Origin of the sequence: Actinophytocola sp., assembly GCF_035942955.1 — a bacterium.
GTDB lineage: Bacteria > Actinomycetota > Actinomycetes > Mycobacteriales > Pseudonocardiaceae > DASYTH01.
The window spans coordinates 1-20,470 of record NZ_DASZCQ010000083.1; the positions used below are offsets into that span (position 1 = coordinate 1).

The 20,470-nt window shown below is 71.1% G+C and carries 12 protein-coding genes and 1 pseudogene; 2 read left to right on the forward strand and 11 right to left on the reverse strand.

Annotated features, from left to right (window positions below; translation table 11 throughout):
• The 10 genes from VGX25_RS08945 to VGX25_RS08990 form a co-directional block, all read right to left on the reverse strand.
• A partial coding sequence (locus VGX25_RS08945; RefSeq protein WP_326917162.1) for a polyketide synthase occupies nucleotides 1-6,363 on the reverse strand: 6,363 nt, incomplete at its 3' end.
• Between the two features lie 141 nt (nucleotides 6,364-6,504).
• On the reverse strand, nucleotides 6,505-7,284 hold the full coding sequence (locus tag VGX25_RS08950) for an AfsR/SARP family transcriptional regulator (protein WP_326917163.1): 780 nt from the start codon (nucleotides 7,282-7,284) through the stop codon (nucleotides 6,505-6,507).
• A 257-nt stretch (nucleotides 7,285-7,541) separates the two neighbouring features.
• On the reverse strand, nucleotides 7,542-8,819 hold the full coding sequence (locus tag VGX25_RS08955) for a hypothetical protein (protein ID WP_326917164.1): 1,278 nt from the start codon (nucleotides 8,817-8,819) through the stop codon (nucleotides 7,542-7,544).
• Nucleotides 8,803-9,585, reverse strand: coding sequence for a thioesterase II family protein (locus tag VGX25_RS08960; protein WP_326917165.1), 783 nt, complete (start codon nucleotides 9,583-9,585; stop codon nucleotides 8,803-8,805). Before VGX25_RS08960 ends, VGX25_RS08955 begins: the two co-directional genes overlap by 17 nt.
• Nucleotides 9,582-10,274, reverse strand: a complete 693-nt coding sequence (locus VGX25_RS08965; protein ID WP_326917166.1) for a hypothetical protein — start codon at nucleotides 10,272-10,274, stop codon at nucleotides 9,582-9,584. Before VGX25_RS08965 ends, VGX25_RS08960 begins: the two co-directional genes overlap by 4 nt.
• The gene (locus VGX25_RS08970; protein ID WP_414635737.1) at nucleotides 10,271-11,326 is read right to left on the reverse strand and encodes an HAD-IIIC family phosphatase; all 1,056 of its coding nucleotides are present in this window, start codon (nucleotides 11,324-11,326) and stop codon (nucleotides 10,271-10,273) included. Before VGX25_RS08970 ends, VGX25_RS08965 begins: the two co-directional genes overlap by 4 nt.
• Nucleotides 11,327-11,330: 4 nt before the next feature.
• Nucleotides 11,331-12,446 carry an acyl-CoA dehydrogenase family protein gene (locus VGX25_RS08975; RefSeq protein WP_326917168.1) on the reverse strand — a complete coding sequence of 372 codons (1,116 nt, stop codon included), beginning with the start codon at nucleotides 12,444-12,446 and terminating at the stop codon, nucleotides 11,331-11,333.
• Between the two features lie 27 nt (nucleotides 12,447-12,473).
• Nucleotides 12,474-12,737: an acyl carrier protein gene (locus VGX25_RS08980; RefSeq protein ID WP_326917169.1), complete on the reverse strand. Its 264-nt coding sequence runs from the start codon at nucleotides 12,735-12,737 to the stop codon at nucleotides 12,474-12,476.
• A gap of 9 nt (nucleotides 12,738-12,746) precedes the next feature.
• Entirely contained in the window at nucleotides 12,747-13,664 is a 918-nt protein-coding gene (locus VGX25_RS08985; RefSeq protein WP_326917170.1) for a 3-hydroxyacyl-CoA dehydrogenase family protein, read from the reverse strand.
• 3 nt (nucleotides 13,665-13,667) lie between these two features.
• On the reverse strand, nucleotides 13,668-17,282 hold the full coding sequence (locus VGX25_RS08990; protein WP_326917171.1) for an SDR family NAD(P)-dependent oxidoreductase: 3,615 nt from the start codon (nucleotides 17,280-17,282) through the stop codon (nucleotides 13,668-13,670).
• Between the two features lie 202 nt (nucleotides 17,283-17,484).
• Here VGX25_RS08990 and VGX25_RS08995 point away from each other — a divergent pair, with 202 nt between their 5' ends.
• The gene (locus VGX25_RS08995) at nucleotides 17,485-18,003 is read left to right on the forward strand and encodes a hypothetical protein (protein WP_326917172.1); all 519 of its coding nucleotides are present in this window, start codon (nucleotides 17,485-17,487) and stop codon (nucleotides 18,001-18,003) included.
• 99 nt (nucleotides 18,004-18,102) lie between these two features.
• On the opposite strand, the pseudogene VGX25_RS09000 reads toward VGX25_RS08995, so the two are convergent.
• Nucleotides 18,103-18,890 (reverse strand): annotated as a pseudogene (locus VGX25_RS09000) (transposase family protein).
• A gap of 202 nt (nucleotides 18,891-19,092) precedes the next feature.
• Here VGX25_RS09000 and VGX25_RS09005 point away from each other — a divergent pair.
• Entirely contained in the window at nucleotides 19,093-20,268 is a 1,176-nt protein-coding gene (locus VGX25_RS09005; protein WP_326917173.1) for an HNH endonuclease signature motif containing protein, read from the forward strand.
• The last annotated feature ends 202 nt before the right edge of the window (nucleotides 20,269-20,470 follow it).

Below are 20,470 nucleotides of genomic sequence, written 5' to 3' on the forward strand. Positions count from 1 at the left end.
GATCTCGATGAACCGCCCGCCCCTTGGCAAAAGCCGCAGCGACGCGTCGACGAACTCGCCGGCCAGGCAGTCCAGGATCACGTCGACCCCCTGACCGTCGGTGGCGGCCAGGAACTGCTCCTCGAACTCCAGCGTCCGCGAGGAAGCGATGTGATCGTCGGCCAACCCCATCTCCCGCAACGCATCCCACTTGCCAGGACTGGCCGTGCCGAACACCTCGGCACCCCAGTACCGCAACAACTGCACGGCCGCGATGCCGACGCCACCGGCGGCCGCGTGCACCAGCACCCGGTCGCCCGCGCCGACCCCGGCCAACTCCTTGAGCCCGTAGTAGGCCGTCACATACGCCGCCGGAACCGACGCCGCCTGCTCGAACGACCACCCCGCCGGCATCCGCCGAACCACCCGCTGGTCGGCGATGGTGACCGGCCCGAACGGCTCGAACGTGAACCCGAACACCCGGTCGCCGGGGGCAAGATCGGTGACGCCCGGCCCGACCTCCAGCACCACACCGGCGGCCTCGCCACCCGGACACACCTCGTCCGGGTACATGTTCAGTGCGATCAGCACGTCCCGGAAGTTCAGGCCGATGGCCCGAACCTGGATCCGAACCTGGCCCCGCGCCAACGGTCCGCCGGCCTCCGGATGGGCGACCAGCTCGAGCCGGTCAAGGGCGCCCTTGCCGCTTTCCCTGTCCAGCCGCCAGATCGGCGCGCCGACCGGCGGAACCAGCACACCGTCCGAGCCGGCCCTGGTCAGCCGGGGGGCGAGCAGCTGTCCCGAGCGGACGGCGAGTTGGGGTTCGGACGCGGCAAGGGCGGTGCGGACGGCGGCCGGCGCATCGGGATCGGTGTCGAGGTCGAGCAGGGCGAAGCGGTCGGGATGCTCGGTCTGGGCGGTACGGACCAGTCCCCACACGGCCGCGTGGGCCGGGTCGCAGTCCTGACGGTGGTCGGTGGCCATGGCGTTGCGGGTGACGAGCACCAGCCGCGTCGTGGCCAGCTGCTCGGCGGCCAGCCACTCCTGGATGAGCCGGAGCACCTGCCCGGTGACCTCGCCCGCGGGCGCCGCCGGCACCGGGTAGAGCACCACCTCCGACGCCGACGAGACGGCCCGCAGGTCCGGGTAGGACTCGGCGTCCAGGCCCAGCGTGTTCTCGCCCAGCACCGCATACCGGCCGGTGTAGGGCTGCTCGACCTGGACCGGTGTCCACTGCAGACTGAACAGCGACTGCTGCCCGCCGGAGGCGCCCGCGGACAGCGCGCCGGGATTCATGGGCCGCAGGGTCAGCGCGGCGATGCTCGCCACGGGCGTTCCGGTGGGGTCGGCCAGGTGCGCCGACACCGCGTCCCCGCCCGCGGGGGTGAGCCGGATCCGTACGCTGGTCGCTCCGGTGGCGTGCAGGCCGATTCCCGCCCAGCTGAACGGCAACCGCACCTCGACGTCCTCGCGGCCGGCCAGGATCCCGTGCAGGGCCGCGTCGAGCAACGCCGGGTGCAGCCCGAAGCGCCCGGCGTCGGCGGTCTGCTCCTCGGGCAGGGCGGCCTCGGCGAAGATCTCCTTGCCGCGCCGCCAGACCTGGCGCAGGCCCTGGAAGGCCGGGCCGTAGCCGAACCCGGCCGCGGCCAGGTGGTCGTAGAAGCCGTCCATGGCAACGGGTTGCGCGCCGGCGGGCGGCCACTGGACCAGCTCGGCATCCACCGCGGGCTGGCGGGGCGTCAGGGAGCCGGTGGCGTGGTGGGTCCACGCCGCGTCGGCCGCGGCGGCCTCGTGCCGGCTGTAGATGGCCACGGATCGTTGGCCGTCGTCGTTGGGCGCGCCGGCGACCACGTGCATGTGGAGCCCGCCCTGTTCGGGGAGCACCATCGGGCCGGTCAGGGTCAGCTCCTCCAGGTGATCACACCCGACCCGATCGCCCGCCTGCAGCGCCAGCTCCACCAACGCCGCGCCGGGCACCAGGACGGTGCCGTTGACCGCGTGATCGACCAGCCATGGGTGGGTGGTTCGGGAGATCCGGCCGGTGACCACCACCCCGCCGGTGTCGGGCCATGCCACCACCGCGCCAAGCACCGGGTGGTCGATACCGGTCTGGCCCAGCCCGGCCGCGTCCACGATCCCACCACCGCCGGCCAGCCAGTACCGCTCGTGCTGGAAGGCGTAGGTGGGCAGCTCCACCGTGCGGGCGCCGGCGAACGCCGCCGACCAGTCCACGGCAATGCCGTCACAGTGCGCCTGCGCCACGGACTGGATGAACCGGTCCTGGCCACCCTCGTCGCGGCGTAACGTGCCGACCACCGACGCGTCGGCCCCGTTGTGCTCGATCGAGTCCTGAATGCTCGTGGCCAGCACCGGGTGCGGGCTGACCTCCACGAAATGCTGAAACCCATCGGCCAGCATGGTTTCCACGGTGTCGGCGAAGCGGACGGTGCCGCGCAGGTTGCGGTACCAGTAGTCGGCGTCCAGCTCGGTGGTGTCGACAACCTCGCCGGTCACGGTGGAGTAGAACTGCACCTCCGCCGGTTTGGGGTCGATCCCCGCCAGACTGTCGACAATCTCCGCGCGGATCCGTTCCACCTGCGGCGAATGCGAGGCATAGTCAACCGGGATCCGCTTGGCCCGAACCTGGTGCCGCGCACACTCGACCAGCAACTCGTCCAACGCGTCCACCCCACCGGACACCACCACCGACGCCGGGCCATTGACCGCCGCAACACCCAGCACCCCCTCCCATGCCGACAGCAACTCCTCCACCTCAGCTACCGGCAGCGGCACCGACACCATCCCACCCGCACCGGACAGGGCCAGGATGGCCTTGCTGCGCAAGGCGACCACCCGCGCCCCCTCGGCGACCGACAAAGCACCGGCCACACACGCCGCCGCGATCTCCCCCTGCGAGTGGCCGACCACCGCGGCGGGGATGACGCCGTAGGACCGCCATAACCGGGCCAGCGACACCATCACCGCCCACAACACAGGCTGCACCACATCCACCCGGTCCAACGACACCGCGCCCGGCTCGCTCCGCAGTACCGGCCACACCGGCCAGTCCACATGCGACTCCAACGCCGCCACACACTCCTCAAGCGCCCGCGCGAACACCGGCGAGGTCTCAAGCAGACCCGCGGCCATCCCCGGCCACTGGCCGCCCTGCCCGGGAAAAACCCAGGCGATCTTGCCGGGGCCGGTCCCGGTGGCCACGCCGGTGACCACGCCCGCGGCCGGCTCGGCCGCCGCCAGCGCCGCCAGCCCGGCCAGCAGAGCGTCCCGGTCCCCCGCGGTGACCACCGCGCGGTGGTCGAGCTGCGCCCGGGTGGTGGCCAGCGAGAAGCCCACGTCCGCGGCACATATGTCCGGCCGAGCCGACACGAACTCCAGCAACCGCGTGGCCTGCCCCCGAAGCGCCTCCGGCGACCGCGCCGAGATCACCCACGGCACGGCGCCGTCCGGCACCGGCGCCGGCTGCTCCTCGCCGGTCGGCTCCGCCGCCGGCACCTCTTCAATGATCACGTGCGCGTTGGTGCCGCTCATGCCGAACGACGACACCCCGGCCCGGCGCGGCCGGCCGCCGGTGTCGGGCCACTCGCGGGCCTCGGTGAGCAACGAGACCGCACCGGCCGACCAGTCCACCTTCGGGGTCGGCTCGTCGACGTGCAACGTCCTGGGCAGCATCCCGTGCCGCATGGCCTGCACCATCTTGATCACACCGGCCACCCCGGCGGCGGTCTGGGTGTGACCGAGGTTGGACTTGACCGAGCCGAGCCACAGTGGACGCTCGGCCGGGCGGTTCTGCCCGTAGGTGGCCAGGATCGCCTGCGCCTCGATGGGATCTCCGAGCGCGGTTCCGGTGCCGTGCGCCTCGACGGCATCGACGTCCTGTGTGGACAGGCCGGCGTCGGCGAGGGCCGCGCGGATCACCCGCTGCTGCGACGGGCCGTTCGGCGCGGTCAGCCCGTTGGACGCGCCGTCCTGGTTCACCGCGGAACCCCGCACCACCGCAAGGACCCGGTGCCCCAACCGCCGCGCGTCCGACAGCCGCTCCACGACGAGCACCCCGGCGCCTTCGGCCCACGCGGTGCCGTCCGCCGCAGCCGCGAACGGTTTGCACCGGCCGTCCGGCGCGAGCCCACGCTGCCGGGAGAACTCCACGAACACGTCCGGCGTGGCCATCACTGTCACGCCGCCGGCAAGCGCCAGCGTGCACTCCCCGCGCCGCAACGCCTGCACCGCAAGATGCAACGCCACCAACGACGCCGAGCAGGCCGTGTCCACGGTCAGCGCCGGACCCTCCAACCCCAGCACGTACGCCACCCGGCCGGACGCCACGCTGGACGTGGTCCCGGTCAGCCAGTGCCCCTCGACGCCCACCGAGCCGCGGTCCGCGGCCGAGCCGTACTCCCGCGCCACGACCCCGGCGAACACGCCGGTCCGGCTGCCCCGCAGCGAGGTCGGATCGATCCCGGCATGCTCGAGGGCCTCCCAGGACGCCTCCAGCATCAACCGCTGCTGCGGATCCATGGCCAGCGCCTCGCGCGGCGAGATCCCGAAGAACCCCGCGTCGAAGTCGCCGGCGCCGTGCAGGAAACCACCGTGCCGCACGTAGGACTTCCCCAGCCGCTCGGGATCCGGGTCGAACAGCCCCTCGAGATCCCAACCGCGATCCTCGGGAAACCCGGACACGGCGTCCACTTCGGACTCGACCAGGCGCCACAGGTCCGCGGGCGAGGCCACCCCACCCGGCAGCCGGCACGCCATCCCGACGATCGCCACCGGCTCGTCCACCGGGGCCGCCTCCACCGGCGCCTCGACGCCGGCATCGGACCCGATCAGCTCGACCCGCAGATACCTGGCAAGGTCCCGCGGGGTCGGGTAGTCGAACACCACGGTCACCGGCAGCCGCAGCCCGGTGCTCACGTGCAACCGGTTGCGCAGCTCCACCGCGGTCAGCGAGGTGAAGCCCGCGTCCTGGAACGCGCGGTCGGCGCCGATCCCACCGGCCTCCAGCACCTCCGCCACCTCGGACCGCACCAGGTCGAGCAGCACGGCGTCGCGCTCGGCATCCGGCATGCTCGCCAGGCGCAGGCGCAGGGCATCCAGCGCCGCGTCCTCCTCCGCGGTGCGGCGGGCGGGCGCGGCGTCCCGCGGCAGGCTGTCCTCTTCGCGCGCGGCCACCTCCTGGATCCGGCCGGTGACGGTGAGGTATCCCCACTCGTCGCGGCGGGCCAGGTCTCCGGTGAGGTACCAGCCGTCGCGCAGCGCGGCCGCGGTGGCCTCGGGCAGGTTGTGGTAGCCGCCCGCCATCACGTTCGGCCCGCTGGCCCACACCTCGCCGACCCGGCCGGGACCGACGTCGGCACCGGACTCGGGATCCACGAGGCGAACGGCCAACCCGGGCACCGGCACTCCGCACGACCCCGGCACGAGCGTGCCGCTCGGCCAGTTGACGGCGATCGGACCGCAGGTCTCGGCGGCGCCGTAGCTGTCGAGCAGCGCAGCGCCGAAGGTGTCCATAAAGGACTGACGGAGCGGCTCGGGGCTGGTGTCGCCCACGACCAGGCCCAACCGCGGCCCAGGCAGCGCCCGGTCCCGCGCCAGCCGCACCAGCTCGGCATGGGTGGCCGGGGTACCGAGCAGGATCGTGCACGGCTTGCCGGCCAGCGCCGGCAGCAGCTCCTCGGCGGCGTCACCGGCGATCCGGCCGGTGGCGCCCACCGCGATCACGGCCAGCGTGACCAGGAGTCCATTGTGGTCGGACGGGGGCAGCGGGCACAGCACCCGGTCTTCGGCCGACAGGCCCAGGATCGGCGCGTGACAGGCCGCGACCGTCCACAACGCATTCCGCTGGGTGGACAGCACACCCTTCGGCCGGCCGGTCGTGCCCCGCGTGTAGGTGAGGAAGGCGAGGTCGTCGAGCTCCATGTCGTCACCCGGCGGGTTCGCCGGCTCGGGCAGGTCCCCGCCGTCGGCGAGCACGACGCGCAGGTGTGGACGCTCCACCAGCAGGCGATCGAGCCGGCCGGCGTGGGCCGCGTCGGTGATCAGAAGCTCGGCGCCGCTGTCGTCGAGCACGTGCGCCAGCACGTCGTCGGCGTACCGGGGATCGACCGGCACGCCGATCCCGCCGGCCCGTAGGACCGCAAGGCGGCTCTCCACCAGCTCGACGCGGTTGTCGAGGCAGATCGCCACCCGGTCACCCGGAAACAGGTCCAGCTCGGCGAGCTGCCCGCCGAGCCGCCGGGTGCGGCGCTCCAGCTCCGCGTAGCTCACGGCGCGCCGACCATCCGCGAACGCGATCTTGTTCCCCAGGTGCTCGGCGTGCTCCAGCAGGATCTCGGGCAGCGGCCGGATCAGTTCGGTACGCAGCATGTCGTCACCGCACCTGCCCATCCACTATTGCATATCAATGCACCAGACTTGGGACGACTACAAGTATGCCCGGACGGACGGCTGAGGAACGCATTTCATTTCTATGCCTGGCCCATCGTGCGGTAATTTTCCGACCACGCGTCACGCCACCAGCATCGGGGCCTGAATGGAGACGTCGTGCTCGAGAATCATGTGCTGTAATCGCTGCAGGTCCCGGCCCGGCTCGATGCCGAGCCCCTCGACCAGCGCGGCGCGGGTACGCCGGTACACGTTGAGCGCGTCGACCTGCCGGCCGGACCGGTAGAGCGCGAGCATGAACTGCATGCACAGCCGCTCCCGCAGCGGTTCCGCCTCGGTCAGGATCTCCAGCTCCGGGGTGATCTCCCGGTGCCGCCCGCAGGCCAGCTCGGCGTCGAAGCAGTCCTCGAGCGCGAGCAGGCGCTCGTTCTCCACGGCCGCCAGCTCGGACCACATGGTTCCGCGCTCGACCAGATCGGCGAGCGCCCGCCCGCGCCACAGCCCCAACGCCTCGCGCAGCAGGCTCGTGCCGCGGCCGGGCGAACCGGCGGTGATCGCGGTGCGGCCCTGCTCGACCAGGCGCCGGAACTGGTGGATGTCAACGGCATCCGGATCGATCTGCAGCCGGTATCCGGGCGGGCGGGTGAGCAACGTCGCCCTGGCGTCGTCCTCGTGCGCGGCGGCGAGCATCCGCCGGATCGCGGAGACCGCGTTCTGCACCATCTTCCTTGCCGTCAGCGGCGCCTGCCCGTCCCACAGGGCGCGCAGCATGCGACTGGTCGGAACCACCTGGTTGGCGTGCAGCAGCAGGTATCCGAGAACGGCCCGCTGAACCGCGCCGCCCAGATCCACCCGCCGGTCAGCGTCAAGAACTTCTAATGATCCGAGCAAACGAAACCGCATCAACAATCACTCCTAGACACCGGGCTGTTCATATCTATTGCGCCAGCGCGGCAGTAATAGTCACACGCTGGATCACCCGGATGGAACCCCCGCCCCATCGGCTCCGCACCGGTGATCCCGGTCGGATCCGGCGCGAAATACCTGGCCAGCGATGGCCATCTGAAAAACACATGCGCGTCGGATGAGCGGGTCAGGTAACCACTCGGAACGGGTACCGCCGATCGGTGAGATGAGCACCGGCCCTGATGCCCGGACAATTACGCTGGATCCCCGACCGGCCACCGAGGGTCAGGTTTCAGCGCCCGCCAGGCGTCCGCGCTCAGCGTCATGCTCGCCGGCGACGAGCCGGCGATCGGCCGCCACAGCCGCGTGCTCGCCATCAGCGCGGTGCCCACGGCGATGAACGCGAGCGCGGCCGGCGGATCCCACCGCGCGGGCAGCAACTCCTCCACGCTGCCGGCGTACCGGTCGCGTCCGGTGAGGACGTTCCACAGCTCGGCCGCGACGTCCCGGCGGCGATGGCCGAGCTCTCCGTGGCGCAGCAGGGCCATCAGCGCCATGTGGGTCCGCACCCCGGCGCGTCCGGCGGCCGCGGGCGAGGGCGACTCGCCGCGGGACACCGCGAGCAGCCGGCCGATCAGGTCGGCGCCGGCGAGCTCGGCGTTGACCGGTTCCACCAGCCTCGGGTTGACGTCGACCAGCCGGGCGGCGCCGTGCCGGTCGATGATCGCGTCCACGGACAGCGCGCCGTGCCAGCGCAGCTCGGCGCCGAGCGTGCCGAGCTGCCGCTGAAGTTCCGGCAGGTGAACGGATTCCTTGACCGCGGCGCTGCCCAGGACACCCTCGTGCACCCGGAGCACGGCGTGCGCGGCCACCGGCTCACCATGGTCGAAGACCGCCTGCATCATGACGAACCGACCGGCAACCGGCCGCTGCACCAGGACCGGCCAGCCCCGCGCGAAGGCGTCAATCACCTCGGTGCGCGACGCGAGCCGGCGTAGATCCTCCGGACGGGAGGCGAACCACACGCCTCGGCTGCCGGAGGCGACGGGAAGCTTGACATAGCAAGGGAGTTCGGCAGCAGAGCACAGCTCGTCCGCCGAACCCACAAGCGCAGTGGCCGGCTGCGGCAACCCGAGATCGGTGAGCAACCGCACCGCCTCGGCCTTGTTCGCCACCCTGGCAAGGGATGTGAACGGCGGCACGGCGATTCCGACTCCGAGCCCGGCCACCTCCCCCGGATACCGGGACAGCACGGCCACCTGCTCGTGGATGGGCAGCACCACGTCGTAGCGGTGAGTGCGCAGCACGTCCAGCAGCGCCTCGAGGTAGCCGACCGGATCGGCGCCGAACGCCGGCACCGGATGCCGCCGGCGGACCCGGCACGTGGCCGACAGCAGGCCGCCCCGCCGCGGCTCCAGCACCCCGACGGAGTGACCGCGCCGGGTCAGCACGGTCACCGCCTGCCGCGCCGAGGCGCTGACCGACTCGGTCAGCAGCACCCGAAGCGGCGCCGCCTCAGGCCGCGCGGCCACCGGTGCTCGCCGACCCCGGGGAGAGCAGCTCGGCCCGCATGATCCCGACCAGCTCCGCGGCATGGGTCTCGGTGAAGAAGTGTCCACCCGGGAAGATCCGGCAGCCGAACCGCGCGCCGGTGTGCGCCGCCCACGCCCGGACCTCCGGCTCGTCGGCGCGCGGGTCGCGCTCGCCGCCGAACGCGGTCAGCGGGAACGGCAGCGGTCCCGTCGGCCGGTAGCGGTAGGTCTCGTTGACCGAGAAGTCGGCCCGCAGCAACGGAAGGAACGCCTCGAGCAGCTCCGGATCGCCCAGCACCATGTCGGGCGTGCCACCGATGCGGCGCAGCTCATGGACGAGCCGGTCGACCGGCAGGTCGCGCAGCTGCGTCCGGGTCTCCGGCAGGTGCGGGGCGGGCCGGCCGGACACGAACAGGTGGGCCGGCGGCACGGCGCCGTCGGCGCGCAGCCGCAACGCCAGCTCGAACGCCACGAGCGCGCCCATGCTGTGACCGAACAACGCGTACCGTCCGGTGAACTGCGGGCCGAGATCGCCGAGGAGATCGTCGACGAACGCGCCGACGTCGCGGTAGGCGGGTTCGCGGTACCGTTCGGCGCGGCCGGGCGGCTGCACCGGGCACACCGCGATCCCGTCACCGGCCAACCGTTGCCAGCCGCCGAAGGCCGCCGCGCTGGCGCCCGCGTGCGGGAAGCAGAACAGCCTCGGCGCGGCCGGGTTCGGCGTTCCGAACGGCAACCACCGGGCCGCCCGTGGTGTCGTGGTCATCGCGGCACCCTCTCGGTTCGCGAAGGAGGGTCGATCGGCGCCGGGCGCAGCCACACCGTGTTGCGCCACACCCCGACACCGACGAGCAGGGTGTCGCCGACGACCTCGACGGCGATGGTGGTCGCGATGAACCAGCCGGACGGCAACCAGACGTATGCGGCAAGGCGAAGCACGGCACGCGCGAGGAAGTAGGCCCCCGCCGCGGTGGTGAACTGCCGGAGCAGCCACTGGTTGGTCGCGCTCGCCCGCACCTGCGGGGTCAGCACCATGAAGTCGCCGACGGCCCCGGCCATCATCGGGCGTCCGATCGCGACGCTCAGCAGGGCGCAGCTTCCCATCAGCAGGTCGACTCCCGCGATCGGCAGGAAGAACCCCGGCACGCTGCGGGAGATCACCGCGACGGTGGCGGACAGCGCGACGAACACGATCATCAGGATCGGGACGAAGCCGGCGCTCCCGGCCCGCCGGTCGATGAGGAACAGCGCCCCGGCCGCGAGAATCGCCAGCACCGCACCGAACTCGATGCCGAGCACGGCCGAGCCGGCCAGGAACATCAGGACTGGCACCAGGGAGTTGCGGAACATTCTCGGCACGCCGATCGCGAGCACCTCGAGCGTCGCCCGCCACGGAGCGGGATGCAGCTCGTCCAGGTGGGGCGGCGGCCGCCGCAGCACGCTCGCCAGGCTCATGGGAGATCCACGGTCAGGTAGTCCGGCCAGCCCTGGATGGTGCTCAGGTCCGATTCGAACACCAGCCGCGAGCCGTCCCGCTCGACCTCGGTGAAACCGGCGAAGGCGTAGGTCACGTACATCACCCGGTTCCGCCCGGTCTCGACGAAGTCCGCGCGCAGCTTCGCGCCCTCCTCCTTGGCCCTGGTCATCACGTAGTTGAGCAGCACAGTGCCGACCCCGCGGGCCATCACCCGGCAGGACATCAGCAGCATGCGCAGATGCCAGGCCGGCTTGCCGCGCTCGGCCAGCGCGAGGCCGATCGTGCCGTAGCTGCCGTACTTGTCGGTGAGCGAGGCCACCAGCAGCAGGTGGTCGGGCGACTGGCGCAGCTCGTCGAGCTCCTCGTAGGAGTAGGTGCGGCCGGTGGAGTTGAGCTGGTTGGTGCGCACCGTCAGCTCCTCGGCGCGCCGCAGGTCCTCCCGCTGCGCCAACCGGATCGTGAACTTCATGTCCAGCGTGGCCAGGAACTCCTCGCTGGTGCCATGGTAGTCCTGCTCGATCCGGTTGCGTTCGGCGTCGCTGCGGTACATGTGCCGGCGCAGCTTGGACTCGTCGGTGACGAACCTCGGCTCGAACGCCGGGTGCTTCAGCACGTCGATCTCCAGCGCGTCCACGGTGATCACCGAGGGATGCGCGTGCTCGACCTCTTCCCGCTCGAACGGCTGGTCGTCGACGAACGCGATCGCGTCGATCCCGATGTTGATGGCCTTCGCGATCTGCTCGATCGACGACGACTTCGGGTTCCAGTTGATCTGCGGGTACAGGAAGTACTCGTCGAGCCCCGCCGCGCGCAGGCGCGCCATGGCCGCGTCGTAGTCGTTCTTGCTGGCGATCGAGTGCAGGATGCCGATCTCGTCGAGCCGGCGGATCTCCGCGACGACCTCCGGGCGGACGGTGACCTCGCCGCCCTCCAGCAGGGTGCCCTCCCACAGCGTGTTGTCCAGGTCCCAGACCACGCACTTGATCCGGCCCCGCTTGGCAAGGGCTTCCTCGCGCTCCGTCACGTTCATGGTGCTACGCCGCCTCCCGGTAGGCCTCTTCGGCGATGGTGGTCTGCTGCAGCTCGGAGCTGCCCTCGATGATTTCCATGATCTTGGCGTCCCGGTACAGCCGGGCCACCGGATAGTCGGGGCTGCATCCGTTGGCGCCGTGGATCTGCACGGCATCGCTGGCCGCGGTCGCGGCCGCGGTCGACGCGTAGTACTTCGCCACCCAGCTGGCCATGATGGTGGCCGGATCCCCGGCGTCCTTGAGCCGCCCGGCGTGCTCGCACAGCAGGCGGGCGGCGCGGGCGCTGGTCACCATGTCGCTGACCTTGCGGCGAATCAGCTGCAGGTCGCGCAGCTGTCCATCCCGGACGGTGCGCCGGGAGGTGTACGCGACGCACGCGTCGAGGCAGGCCTGGATGATGCCCACCGAGCCGCAGGCGACGCTGTACCGCCCGAGATCCAGCGCCCCGGTCATCACGGTGCCTGCGGCCCAGCCGGGCGGGCCGAGCACGGCGTCGGCGCCGATCCGGACGTCGCGCAGCACCACCTCGGCGATCATGCTGGACCGGGTGCCGAGCATGTTGGGGATGGGGCTGATCTCCACCCCGGCCGCGTCCCGCGGCACCAGGAAGGCGCTCATCCCCTGGCCGCTGCGGGCGAACACCAGCAGCACGTCGGCGACCTGCCCACCGGTGATCCACTTCTTGCGTCCGTCGAGTACCCAGCCGTCCCCGTCCGGCACCGCGAGGGTGCCGGCGGCCGACGCGTCGCTGCCGCTGTCCGGTTCGGACAGTGCGAACACGCCGAAGGTCTCGCCCTTGATCAGCTGGGGCAGCCACCGGTCCCGCTGCGCGTCACTGCCCCAGCGCCCGACCGCCCACGACACCATGGTGTGCACGGTCAGCATGCTGCGCAGCCCGGAGCAACCCCGGCCGATCTCCTCGTGGATGCGGCCGAGCGTGACCATGTCCAGCCCGGCGCCGCCGACCTCGGCGGGCAGGAACGGCGCCCACAACCCCAGCTCGCCCACGCGGTCGAGCAGGGCCCGCGGCAGCCGCTCGGCCCGGTCGAACTCCTCGGCGTTCGGCGCGACCTCGGTGTCGACGAACGCGCGGACGTCGTCGAGGATGGCGGTGCTCATCGATAGTTCTCCGTCTCGATCGGACAATCAGACGCCGGACGCCTGGGCGGTGGGCCCTGCGAGCCGCTGCACCAGCGCCACCATCGCGTTCACCGAGCGGAAGTGGTCCAGCTTGAGCTCGTCGTTGGGGATCCGGGCGCCGAAGGTCTTCTCGATGAACATCACCAGCTCCATCGCGAACAGCGAGTTCACGAACCCCAGGCCGAAGATGTCCTGATCGTCGGTGAGCTCGATGGCCGGGTACTTCGCCGTGATGAACTGCCGGAGCTCGGCACGCGCGGCGTCAGACATGGTTCCTCCTCAGTGATCGGTAGCGGAGCGGACCGCCGTGAGGTGGCCGTTCCGGCCGGCGCTGTCGGCCGGTCCTCGTGAATCGGGGCCGTGGCGATAGAAACCCTCGCCCGACTTGCGCCCGAGCAGCCCGGCGTCGACCATCTGCTTCAGCAGCGGGCACGGGCGGTACTTGCTGTCCGCGAAGTGCTGGTAGAGCACCTCGATGCTCTGCAGGACGGTGTCCACGCCGATGAGGTCGAGCGTCTGAAGTGGACCCATCGGGTGGCCGAAGCAGCTGCGGAACACCTCGTCGATGGTCTCCGCGCTGGCCACCCCCTCGTAGACCAGGTATGCGGCCTCGTTCATGAAGACGTGCGAGATCCGGTTGGAGATGAACCCGCAGGCGTCGTTGACGTCGATCGGCTTCTTGCCCATGGACTCAAGCAGCTCGCGCACCGTGCGCTGCGCCTCGGGCGAGGTGTGGTGGCCGGGAATGAACTCGACGGCCGGCTTCATCGGCACCGGGTTCATGAAGTGCACGCCGGCCACCTGCGCCGGGCGCCCGGTCCACGACGCGATCCTGGTGATCGGGATGGCCGAGGTGTTGGCCACCAGCACGCAGCCGGGCTGGCAGATCCTGTCCAGCCGCGGGTACAGGTCGCGCTTGAGCGCCTCGTCCTCGGTGATGTTCTCGATCACGACCTCGGTGTCGGCGAGCAGCTCGAGGTCGGTCCCCGTGGTGATCCGGTCGAGCACCTCGCCGGCGTCCACCGCGGGCCCGCCGAGCATCCGGCTCATCCGGCAGTTCAACTCGATGCTGTCCAGCGCGGTCCGCAGCGCGTCGGCGCTGATGTCCACGAGCCGCACCGCATGCCCGCTCTGCGCAAGGCTCTGCGCGACGCCGGCTCCCATGATGCCGGCGCCAACCACTCCTACCAGGGTCATCGCTCACTCCCTCTCGATCACGTCCGCGCCGGCCACGACCTTGCTGAGCTCCCGGACCGTCGGGTGCTCGATCACGGCGGAGATCGGGACTCCGCCGTAGCTGACCCGGATCCGGCCCATCAGCCGCACCGCGGTCAGCGAATGGCCACCGAGCTCGAAGAAGTTGTCGTTGGCGCCGATCTGGTCGATGCCGAGCACCTCGCACCAGATCTCCGCGATGGCGGACTCGTGGCCGGGCGCCGGCGGCTCGAACGGCGTGGACAGCGGCGGCCGCGGGTGCCGCTGTTGGGCCGCAACGGTTTCCTGCGGTTCGGCCACGCCGGTCCACTGGGCCAGCCGGGGCAGCAGCGGGCCGCTGGAGATCACCAGCTGGCTCACCCGCCCGGCCACCGCGAGGGATCGCTCGAAGATCTCGACGCCCTCGTCCGGGCGCATCCAGTACTGCTTGATGGTGGTGGCCGGCATCGGGTGGTCTTCCTCGTCCCGCAGGCCCCAGCCCTCCCAGTTGACGGTCAGCCACCGGGTACCGAAGATCCGTGCGTAGGCGTCCATGCCGGAGTTCGCCCCGGCGTAGGCGGCGAACCCGAGTCCACCGAGGATGGACGCCAGCGAGGACACGGTCACCCGCACCGGGGCGTCGGTCTCGCCGAGCACCTCGTCCAGCACGCGCAGCCCGTCGATCTTGGCCGCGAAGTGGGCCTGGCACTGCTCGACGGTCATCTCGGGGGCGAGGCCGAAATACCGGGCGTCGGAGACCCCGGCCCCGTGGATCACCGCGTCGATCCGGCCGAACCGTTGCCGCGCTTGGGAAACGACGGCGGCCATCTGCTCCCGGTCGCCGACGTCGGCGGCCAGGGCGAGCACCTCGACGCCGAGGTCGCGGAGCCGCTGAATGGTGCGGATGTGCCGGCTGGCCCGCTCTCCGGGTCGCTCGGCGAGCCAGGCCGGCCACTCCTCCTCCGGCGGCAGCGGCGTCCGGACGGTGAGCACCAGCCGGCAACCCCGTGTGCCGGCAAGGTGCTCGGCGAGCAGGATGCCGACGTCGCCGAGCCCGCCGGTGATCAGCACGGTCGCGCCGCCGGCGAGCGGTCGCCGGGCGGGCGGCACCTCGTCGATTCGGAGCCGCTCGTAGGTCTGCACCCAGCGGTCCGCCCGGCGCAGCGCCACCTGCTCGCGCAGACCGGTGCACGCCTCGGCCACCACCTCGGCGGCGAGCGCGGCCACGCCGCCGTGGGCGGCGACGCAGCCGGGCACGTCGACGTCGACCAGCCGGCAGGTGATGTTCGGCACCTCCTGCCCGATCACCGGGCCGAGGCCGACCAGGGTGCCGTGCTCGGGATGGCGAAGGTCGCCTCCGGTCGCCTCAACGGCGGCGGGAGTGAGGAACATGAGCTCGACCGCCCCGGCCTGCTGCGCGTCGGACAGCGCACCCGAGAGGGCACGGGCGGAGTGGAAGCCCAGCGCCTGCGCGGCGTCGAACCGCGCAGGCTCGCCGGCCAGGGTGGCGCCGAGACTCCAGCCGTGCAGCACGGTTCCCGGCCGGCCGAACTCGGCGATCACCCTGGCATAGTCGGAGCGCGCACCCGGGTCGACGGTGACGGTCCGCACGCCGGCGTCGTCCCGGCCGTGGAACCCTGTGCCGGGCCGCAGCAGCACGGTGTCCGCGCCCCGCTCGGCGAGCCGCCGCGCGACCGCCTCGCCGAGGTCGTCGTTGGCCAGCACCCACCATGGGCCGCGCTCGGCGAGTTGATCAGTGGTGACGTCGTTGTGCGGCAAGGGAATACTGCGCCACACCGGGAGGTAGAACCAGTCCGCGAGGTCGCGGTCGGGGGACGCGCCGAGCTGTGGCTGGGGCGCCGGGCTCGGTGCGCTCGCCGCGGGCGCTTGCTGAGTTGGCGGGTCGATCCAGTAGCGCTGGCGCTGGAAGGGGTAAGTGGGCAGCGGGACGCGGCGGCGGTGCCCGTCGTGCAGCGCGGCCCAGTCGATCTCGGCGCCGTCCAGCCACTGCCGGACCGCGGACTCCAGGTCCTCCGGAACGACCGGCGAGTTGGCCGAGGTGTCCGGAGTGGACCGGCGCTGGCGGGCCGGCTCGGCGAGGGCGTGCACGGCGTCCGCGGTGTCGGTGCAGATCACCGCCATGCGGTGGGTGAAGCCGGCCCGGCTGGCCTGCAACGTGAACGCGACGTCGGCCAGGTCGACGTCCTCGGCGTTCGCCAGGTGCCCGCGCAGCGCGTCGATGGCCGCGGTGAGCGCCTCCTCGGTGCGGGCGGACAGGACCAGCGCCTGCGGTCCCGCCTCGCTCGGCCGGTCCGGCAACGGTCCGAGCTCCTCGAGCACGACATGGGCGTTGGTGCCGCCGAGCCCGAACGAGCTCACCCCGGCACGGCGCGGCCACTCGCCGGCCGGCCACGGCCGGTTCCCCGGCAGCACGGTGAACCGGCCGCTGGCCGCCATGGCCGGGTTGGGCGTGCGGAAGTTGCGGGTGCCGGGCAGCTCGGCGTGCCGCACCGCCATCGCCGCGCGGATCAGACCGGCCACTCCGGACGCGCGGTCGAGGTGGCCGATTTCGGGTTTGAGCGAGGCAAGCACGCACGGGTTTCCGTTGGCGCCGCGGAACACCCGGTCCATCGCGGCCAGCTCGACCGAGTCGCCGAGCATGGTGCCGGTCGCGTGGCACTCGACGTAGCCGATGGTCTCCGCGGGCGCGCCGGCCACCGACTGGGCGTACCCGATCACCTCGGCCTGGCCGTCGGCGCCGGGCGCGGTGAAGCCGACCTTCGCCCGTCCGTCGTTGTTGGACGCCGAGCCGAGCACCACGGCGTAGATGTGGTCGCCGTCGGCGCGGGCGTCGGACAGGCGCTTGAGCACCACCACGCCGACGCCGTTGCCCACCAGGCTGCCGGCGGCGTCGGCGTCGAAGCTGCGCACCTGCCCGTCCGCGGACAGGATGCCGCCCTCCTCGAACAGGTAGCCGGCGGTCATCGGCACCTCGAGCGACGCGCCGCCGGCCAGCGCCACGTCGGAGTCGAACGTGATCAGGCTCTGGATGGCCAGGTGCACCGCGACCAGCGAGGTGGAGCAGAAGCTCTGCACGGCCACCGCCGGCCCGGTCAGGCCCAGCTTGTAGGAGACCATGTTGGACAGTGAGTCGCTGTTGTTGCCGACCGCCCACGCCACCTCGGTGGTGGTGGCCATCACGTCCGGCCGCTGCCGCACGTTGGCGAAGCCGTACTTGCTGACGCCGCACCCGGCGAACACGCCGACCCGCCCAGGCATCTTGTTCGGCTGGTAGCCCGCGCGCTCAAGGCCTTCCCAGCAGCATTCGAGGAACAGCCGGTGCTGCGGGTCGGTCACCTCGGCCTCGCGCGGGCTGAACCCGAAGAACGCGGCGTCGAAATGCTCGATATCGTTGAGCGGAGCGGCCCGGCGCACGTAATGCGGGTCGGCCAGCAACGCCGGTTCCACGCCGGCGGCCAGCAGTTCCTCCTCGGTGAGGTCGCGGATCCCGCTGACACCGGCGGCGAGATTCGCCCACAACTGCTCCACATCGTCGGCCCCGGGAAAACGCCCGGACATCCCGACGATGGCCACCACCGAGTCCTCGTCGCGTTCGCGCATCTATCACTCACCGCCGCAGGTTTGGTCGGCTTGTCCGCGGTTCTCTCCATTGCCGAAGCCAACGTTATGCGCGCGGCGTCCACGCAGCCCCCACCTTCCGGTAACCGGGCCATCTCCGACTCCCGATTACCGCCGAATGGGCGCCCGATGGCAACCTCGTGAAAATCTGTGACAAGCACGTCAACAAATGTGGAGGGCCTGAATGAAGATTTACCGCTTCGGTATCCGGGGGTGGTTCGGGGCCGTACTCGCCGCGTGCGCGACGGTGGCCGCCACGCTCCCGTTGAACCCGGCTACCGCGTCCGAACCGTCCGCCTGGGAATTCATCGAGTGCAGCGAAGGTAGCCTCAACGTCCGCGTCGACACGGCCACCCGCGCGGTCACCGGCAGCGCAAACGTATCAAGCTGCGTATCGCAGGGCACCCCAGGCTACACGTCGGCAACAATCACCATCCGCGGTTCCGCGACCCAGATCACGGCCTCCCTCGTCGACACCGTCACCACCGAAACAATAAGGTGGAACACCGGCCAAACCACGACCGTGTCCGTGCAACGCTCATTCATGGGCGCCACCAACCTCAGCGCCATCGGCATCGGCAAGACCACCGCCGGCCTCTTCCACCCCGCCGACCAGTTCGACTCCGGCGACGGCAACCGCTCCAACGGCGCCGGCGCAATCACCCTCTCCAAGGAAACATCCTGGATGGTCGGCTCGATGTAACCCCGACAGCACAACAACACCCAAAGCGGCCCACGCCCCCAATGGCGTGGGCCGCCCCGCGTGAAGCGGTCCCCGAAAAGATCTTCCACCATGAGATTGTCATCCGGCGGTGACCTGGTGGTTGTGTAGTGGGTGGATGGTGTTGGCGAGTCGGCCGGCGCGGCGGGGGCAGCAGCGGAGGTTGTGCAGGATGCGCCGGGTGGTGAGTTGGGGCGGTGGCGCGTTCGCCGGGTCCGCGCAGGCGGGCGTGGGCGCGATTGGCGTCGTTGTGGGGCTTGGGTTGGTGGCGGCCCCCTTTGTGCGGGGTGATCAGGTGGTGGCCGGGTGTGGTCGTCGCCGCGGTAGCCCTGGTTGCCCAAGGCGATCAGCCCGGTGTCGCGCAGCGCGGCGAGGATGCTTGCTGATCCGGGCGGCGGCGGTGTCGTGGGTGCTGCCGGGCAGGTCACCGGAGACCCACAGGATCGTGCCGTCTGGCAACGCGATCACCTGCAGGTTCACTGCGTGTATCGTGTGCTCGCCGCAGCAGAAAAGGGGCGGGTCGGCGGCGATCCGGTCGATCGGGATCAGCGTGCCGTCGATCCCTACGTAGGCCAAGCCTGCCGTTTGACCTTTCGCAGTGCCTCCCGCAGCTTCGGGGTCCGCTGGGCCAGTTCGACGACTTCGTTGATATATAGCGCCAGCATGTCGTGATGGAGACCGCGGACCCGGCGCCCACCTCGGGGGACGGTTCGCCTGTGCGCAGGGACACCAGCACCAGCAGTGCTGGTTGTCCTGGGTTGAGCGTGCGCCACACCGACCCCAGCCGCCTGCGGTGAGCGCGGACCAGGCCGCAGGTCAAGGTCAGGGTCTGCTGTGACCACGGCCAGCGCGGCACGGTAGAACAACACGTGAACCTCGCCACGCCGGTGATCAGCAACCTGTGATCAACAACAAGCCTGGCCCGCCACCGCATCCCGACCAAGAGGAAATTGGCTCACTGAGCCTCGCCGTCCCCCCGGCCCGTCTGCTCTCCAAAAGATCTTCCCTCAATTTGTTGATCAAGCCCGTTGGGGGCCCGGAATTGTCGGTGGGGTCGGCTAGCGTGTCGGTGTGCTCGTCGTCCAGGACCACCCCACTACCGCCGCCGAGCCCCAGGACCTGTTGGGGCAGGCGGCGTTGGCTGGTGTCCTGATCGGTCACTACCAGGCGGTGCAGTTGCGCCAGTTGGCCGCCTACGCCGCTGCCACCGAGGGTGATGAGTTCGCCTGCCTGGAGGTGGCCACTCAGCTGCATCTGTCCGACCGGGCCGCGCAGCGTCGGTTGAAGTTCGCGAGGACTGTGGTTGAGCGGCTGCCGCAAACCCTGGCGGCGTTGGATCAAGGGTGGATCGAGGAGTACAAGGCCCAGCTGATCGCCGACGCGGTGGCCGAGTTGTCCGACGACCACGCCCTGGCCGTGGAAGCCCAGGTGTTGGACAAGGCCGGCCAACAGACCCCCACCCAGCTACGCAATGCGTTGGCCAGGGTGGTGTTGGCGGTGGATCCGGAGGGCGCCGAGGAACGCCGCACGCAACGGGTCCGGGGGCGGCGGGTCGATGCCTACCCCACCGAACCGGGCATGGCGGCGCTGACCATCCACCACACGGCAGAGCACATCGCCACCGCCCACGCGGTCATCGCCGACCGAGCCCGAGCACTGAAGGCACTGGGCAACGAACCCCGCACCCTCCAGCACATCGAGGCCGACATCGCCCTCGACCTACTCTTCGGCACCGACACCGGCAGCAACCGGGTGGTCGAGGTGCACCTGACCATGCCCGCCCCCGGCACCGCCGCGGCGCACCCGGCGGAGGTCGACGGGCTGCCGGTGACCGCCCAAGCGGCTCGAGAGTTGGCGGCCGAAGCAACAAGCTGGCGGTGGCTGCGCACCGACCCCCACACCGGCGCCGTGGTCGATCTCACCGCGCCGAGCTACACGCCACCGCAGTGGTTGAAGACGTTCGTGCAGGTGCGCGATCGCACCTGCCGCTATCCCGGCTGCACCCGTCGCGCCCGCCGGTGCGATGTGGACCACCGCATCCCCTGGCCAACCGGCGCCACCTGTGACGCCAACTGCCAGTGCCTGTGTCGGCGGCACCACCGCGCCAAGCACGACGGCGGCTGGCAGGTCCGCACACTCGGCCGGGACCGGTTGGAGTGGACGAGCCCACTGGGGTTCACGCATGTGGTGGAGCCCGAGCCAGTCACCGCGCCGTCCGAGTGGGACCCGGATCCTCCGCCGTTCTAACTTTCTTTTCTTCATAGATTTGAAAAGTCTGTTAAAGACTGAGCGCGCCTGTGGGCAGGGCGGGCCCCGCGAAGGTGGACGGGGCACCTGTCCACAGGCGCGCGACCCACCCTCGCCACCAGCCCCGCCCACGGCGCACCCACACCTGCCCGATCATGGCTACGTGACCGGCCCCCCTAGCCGAGGGAAACCGACTCCGGTG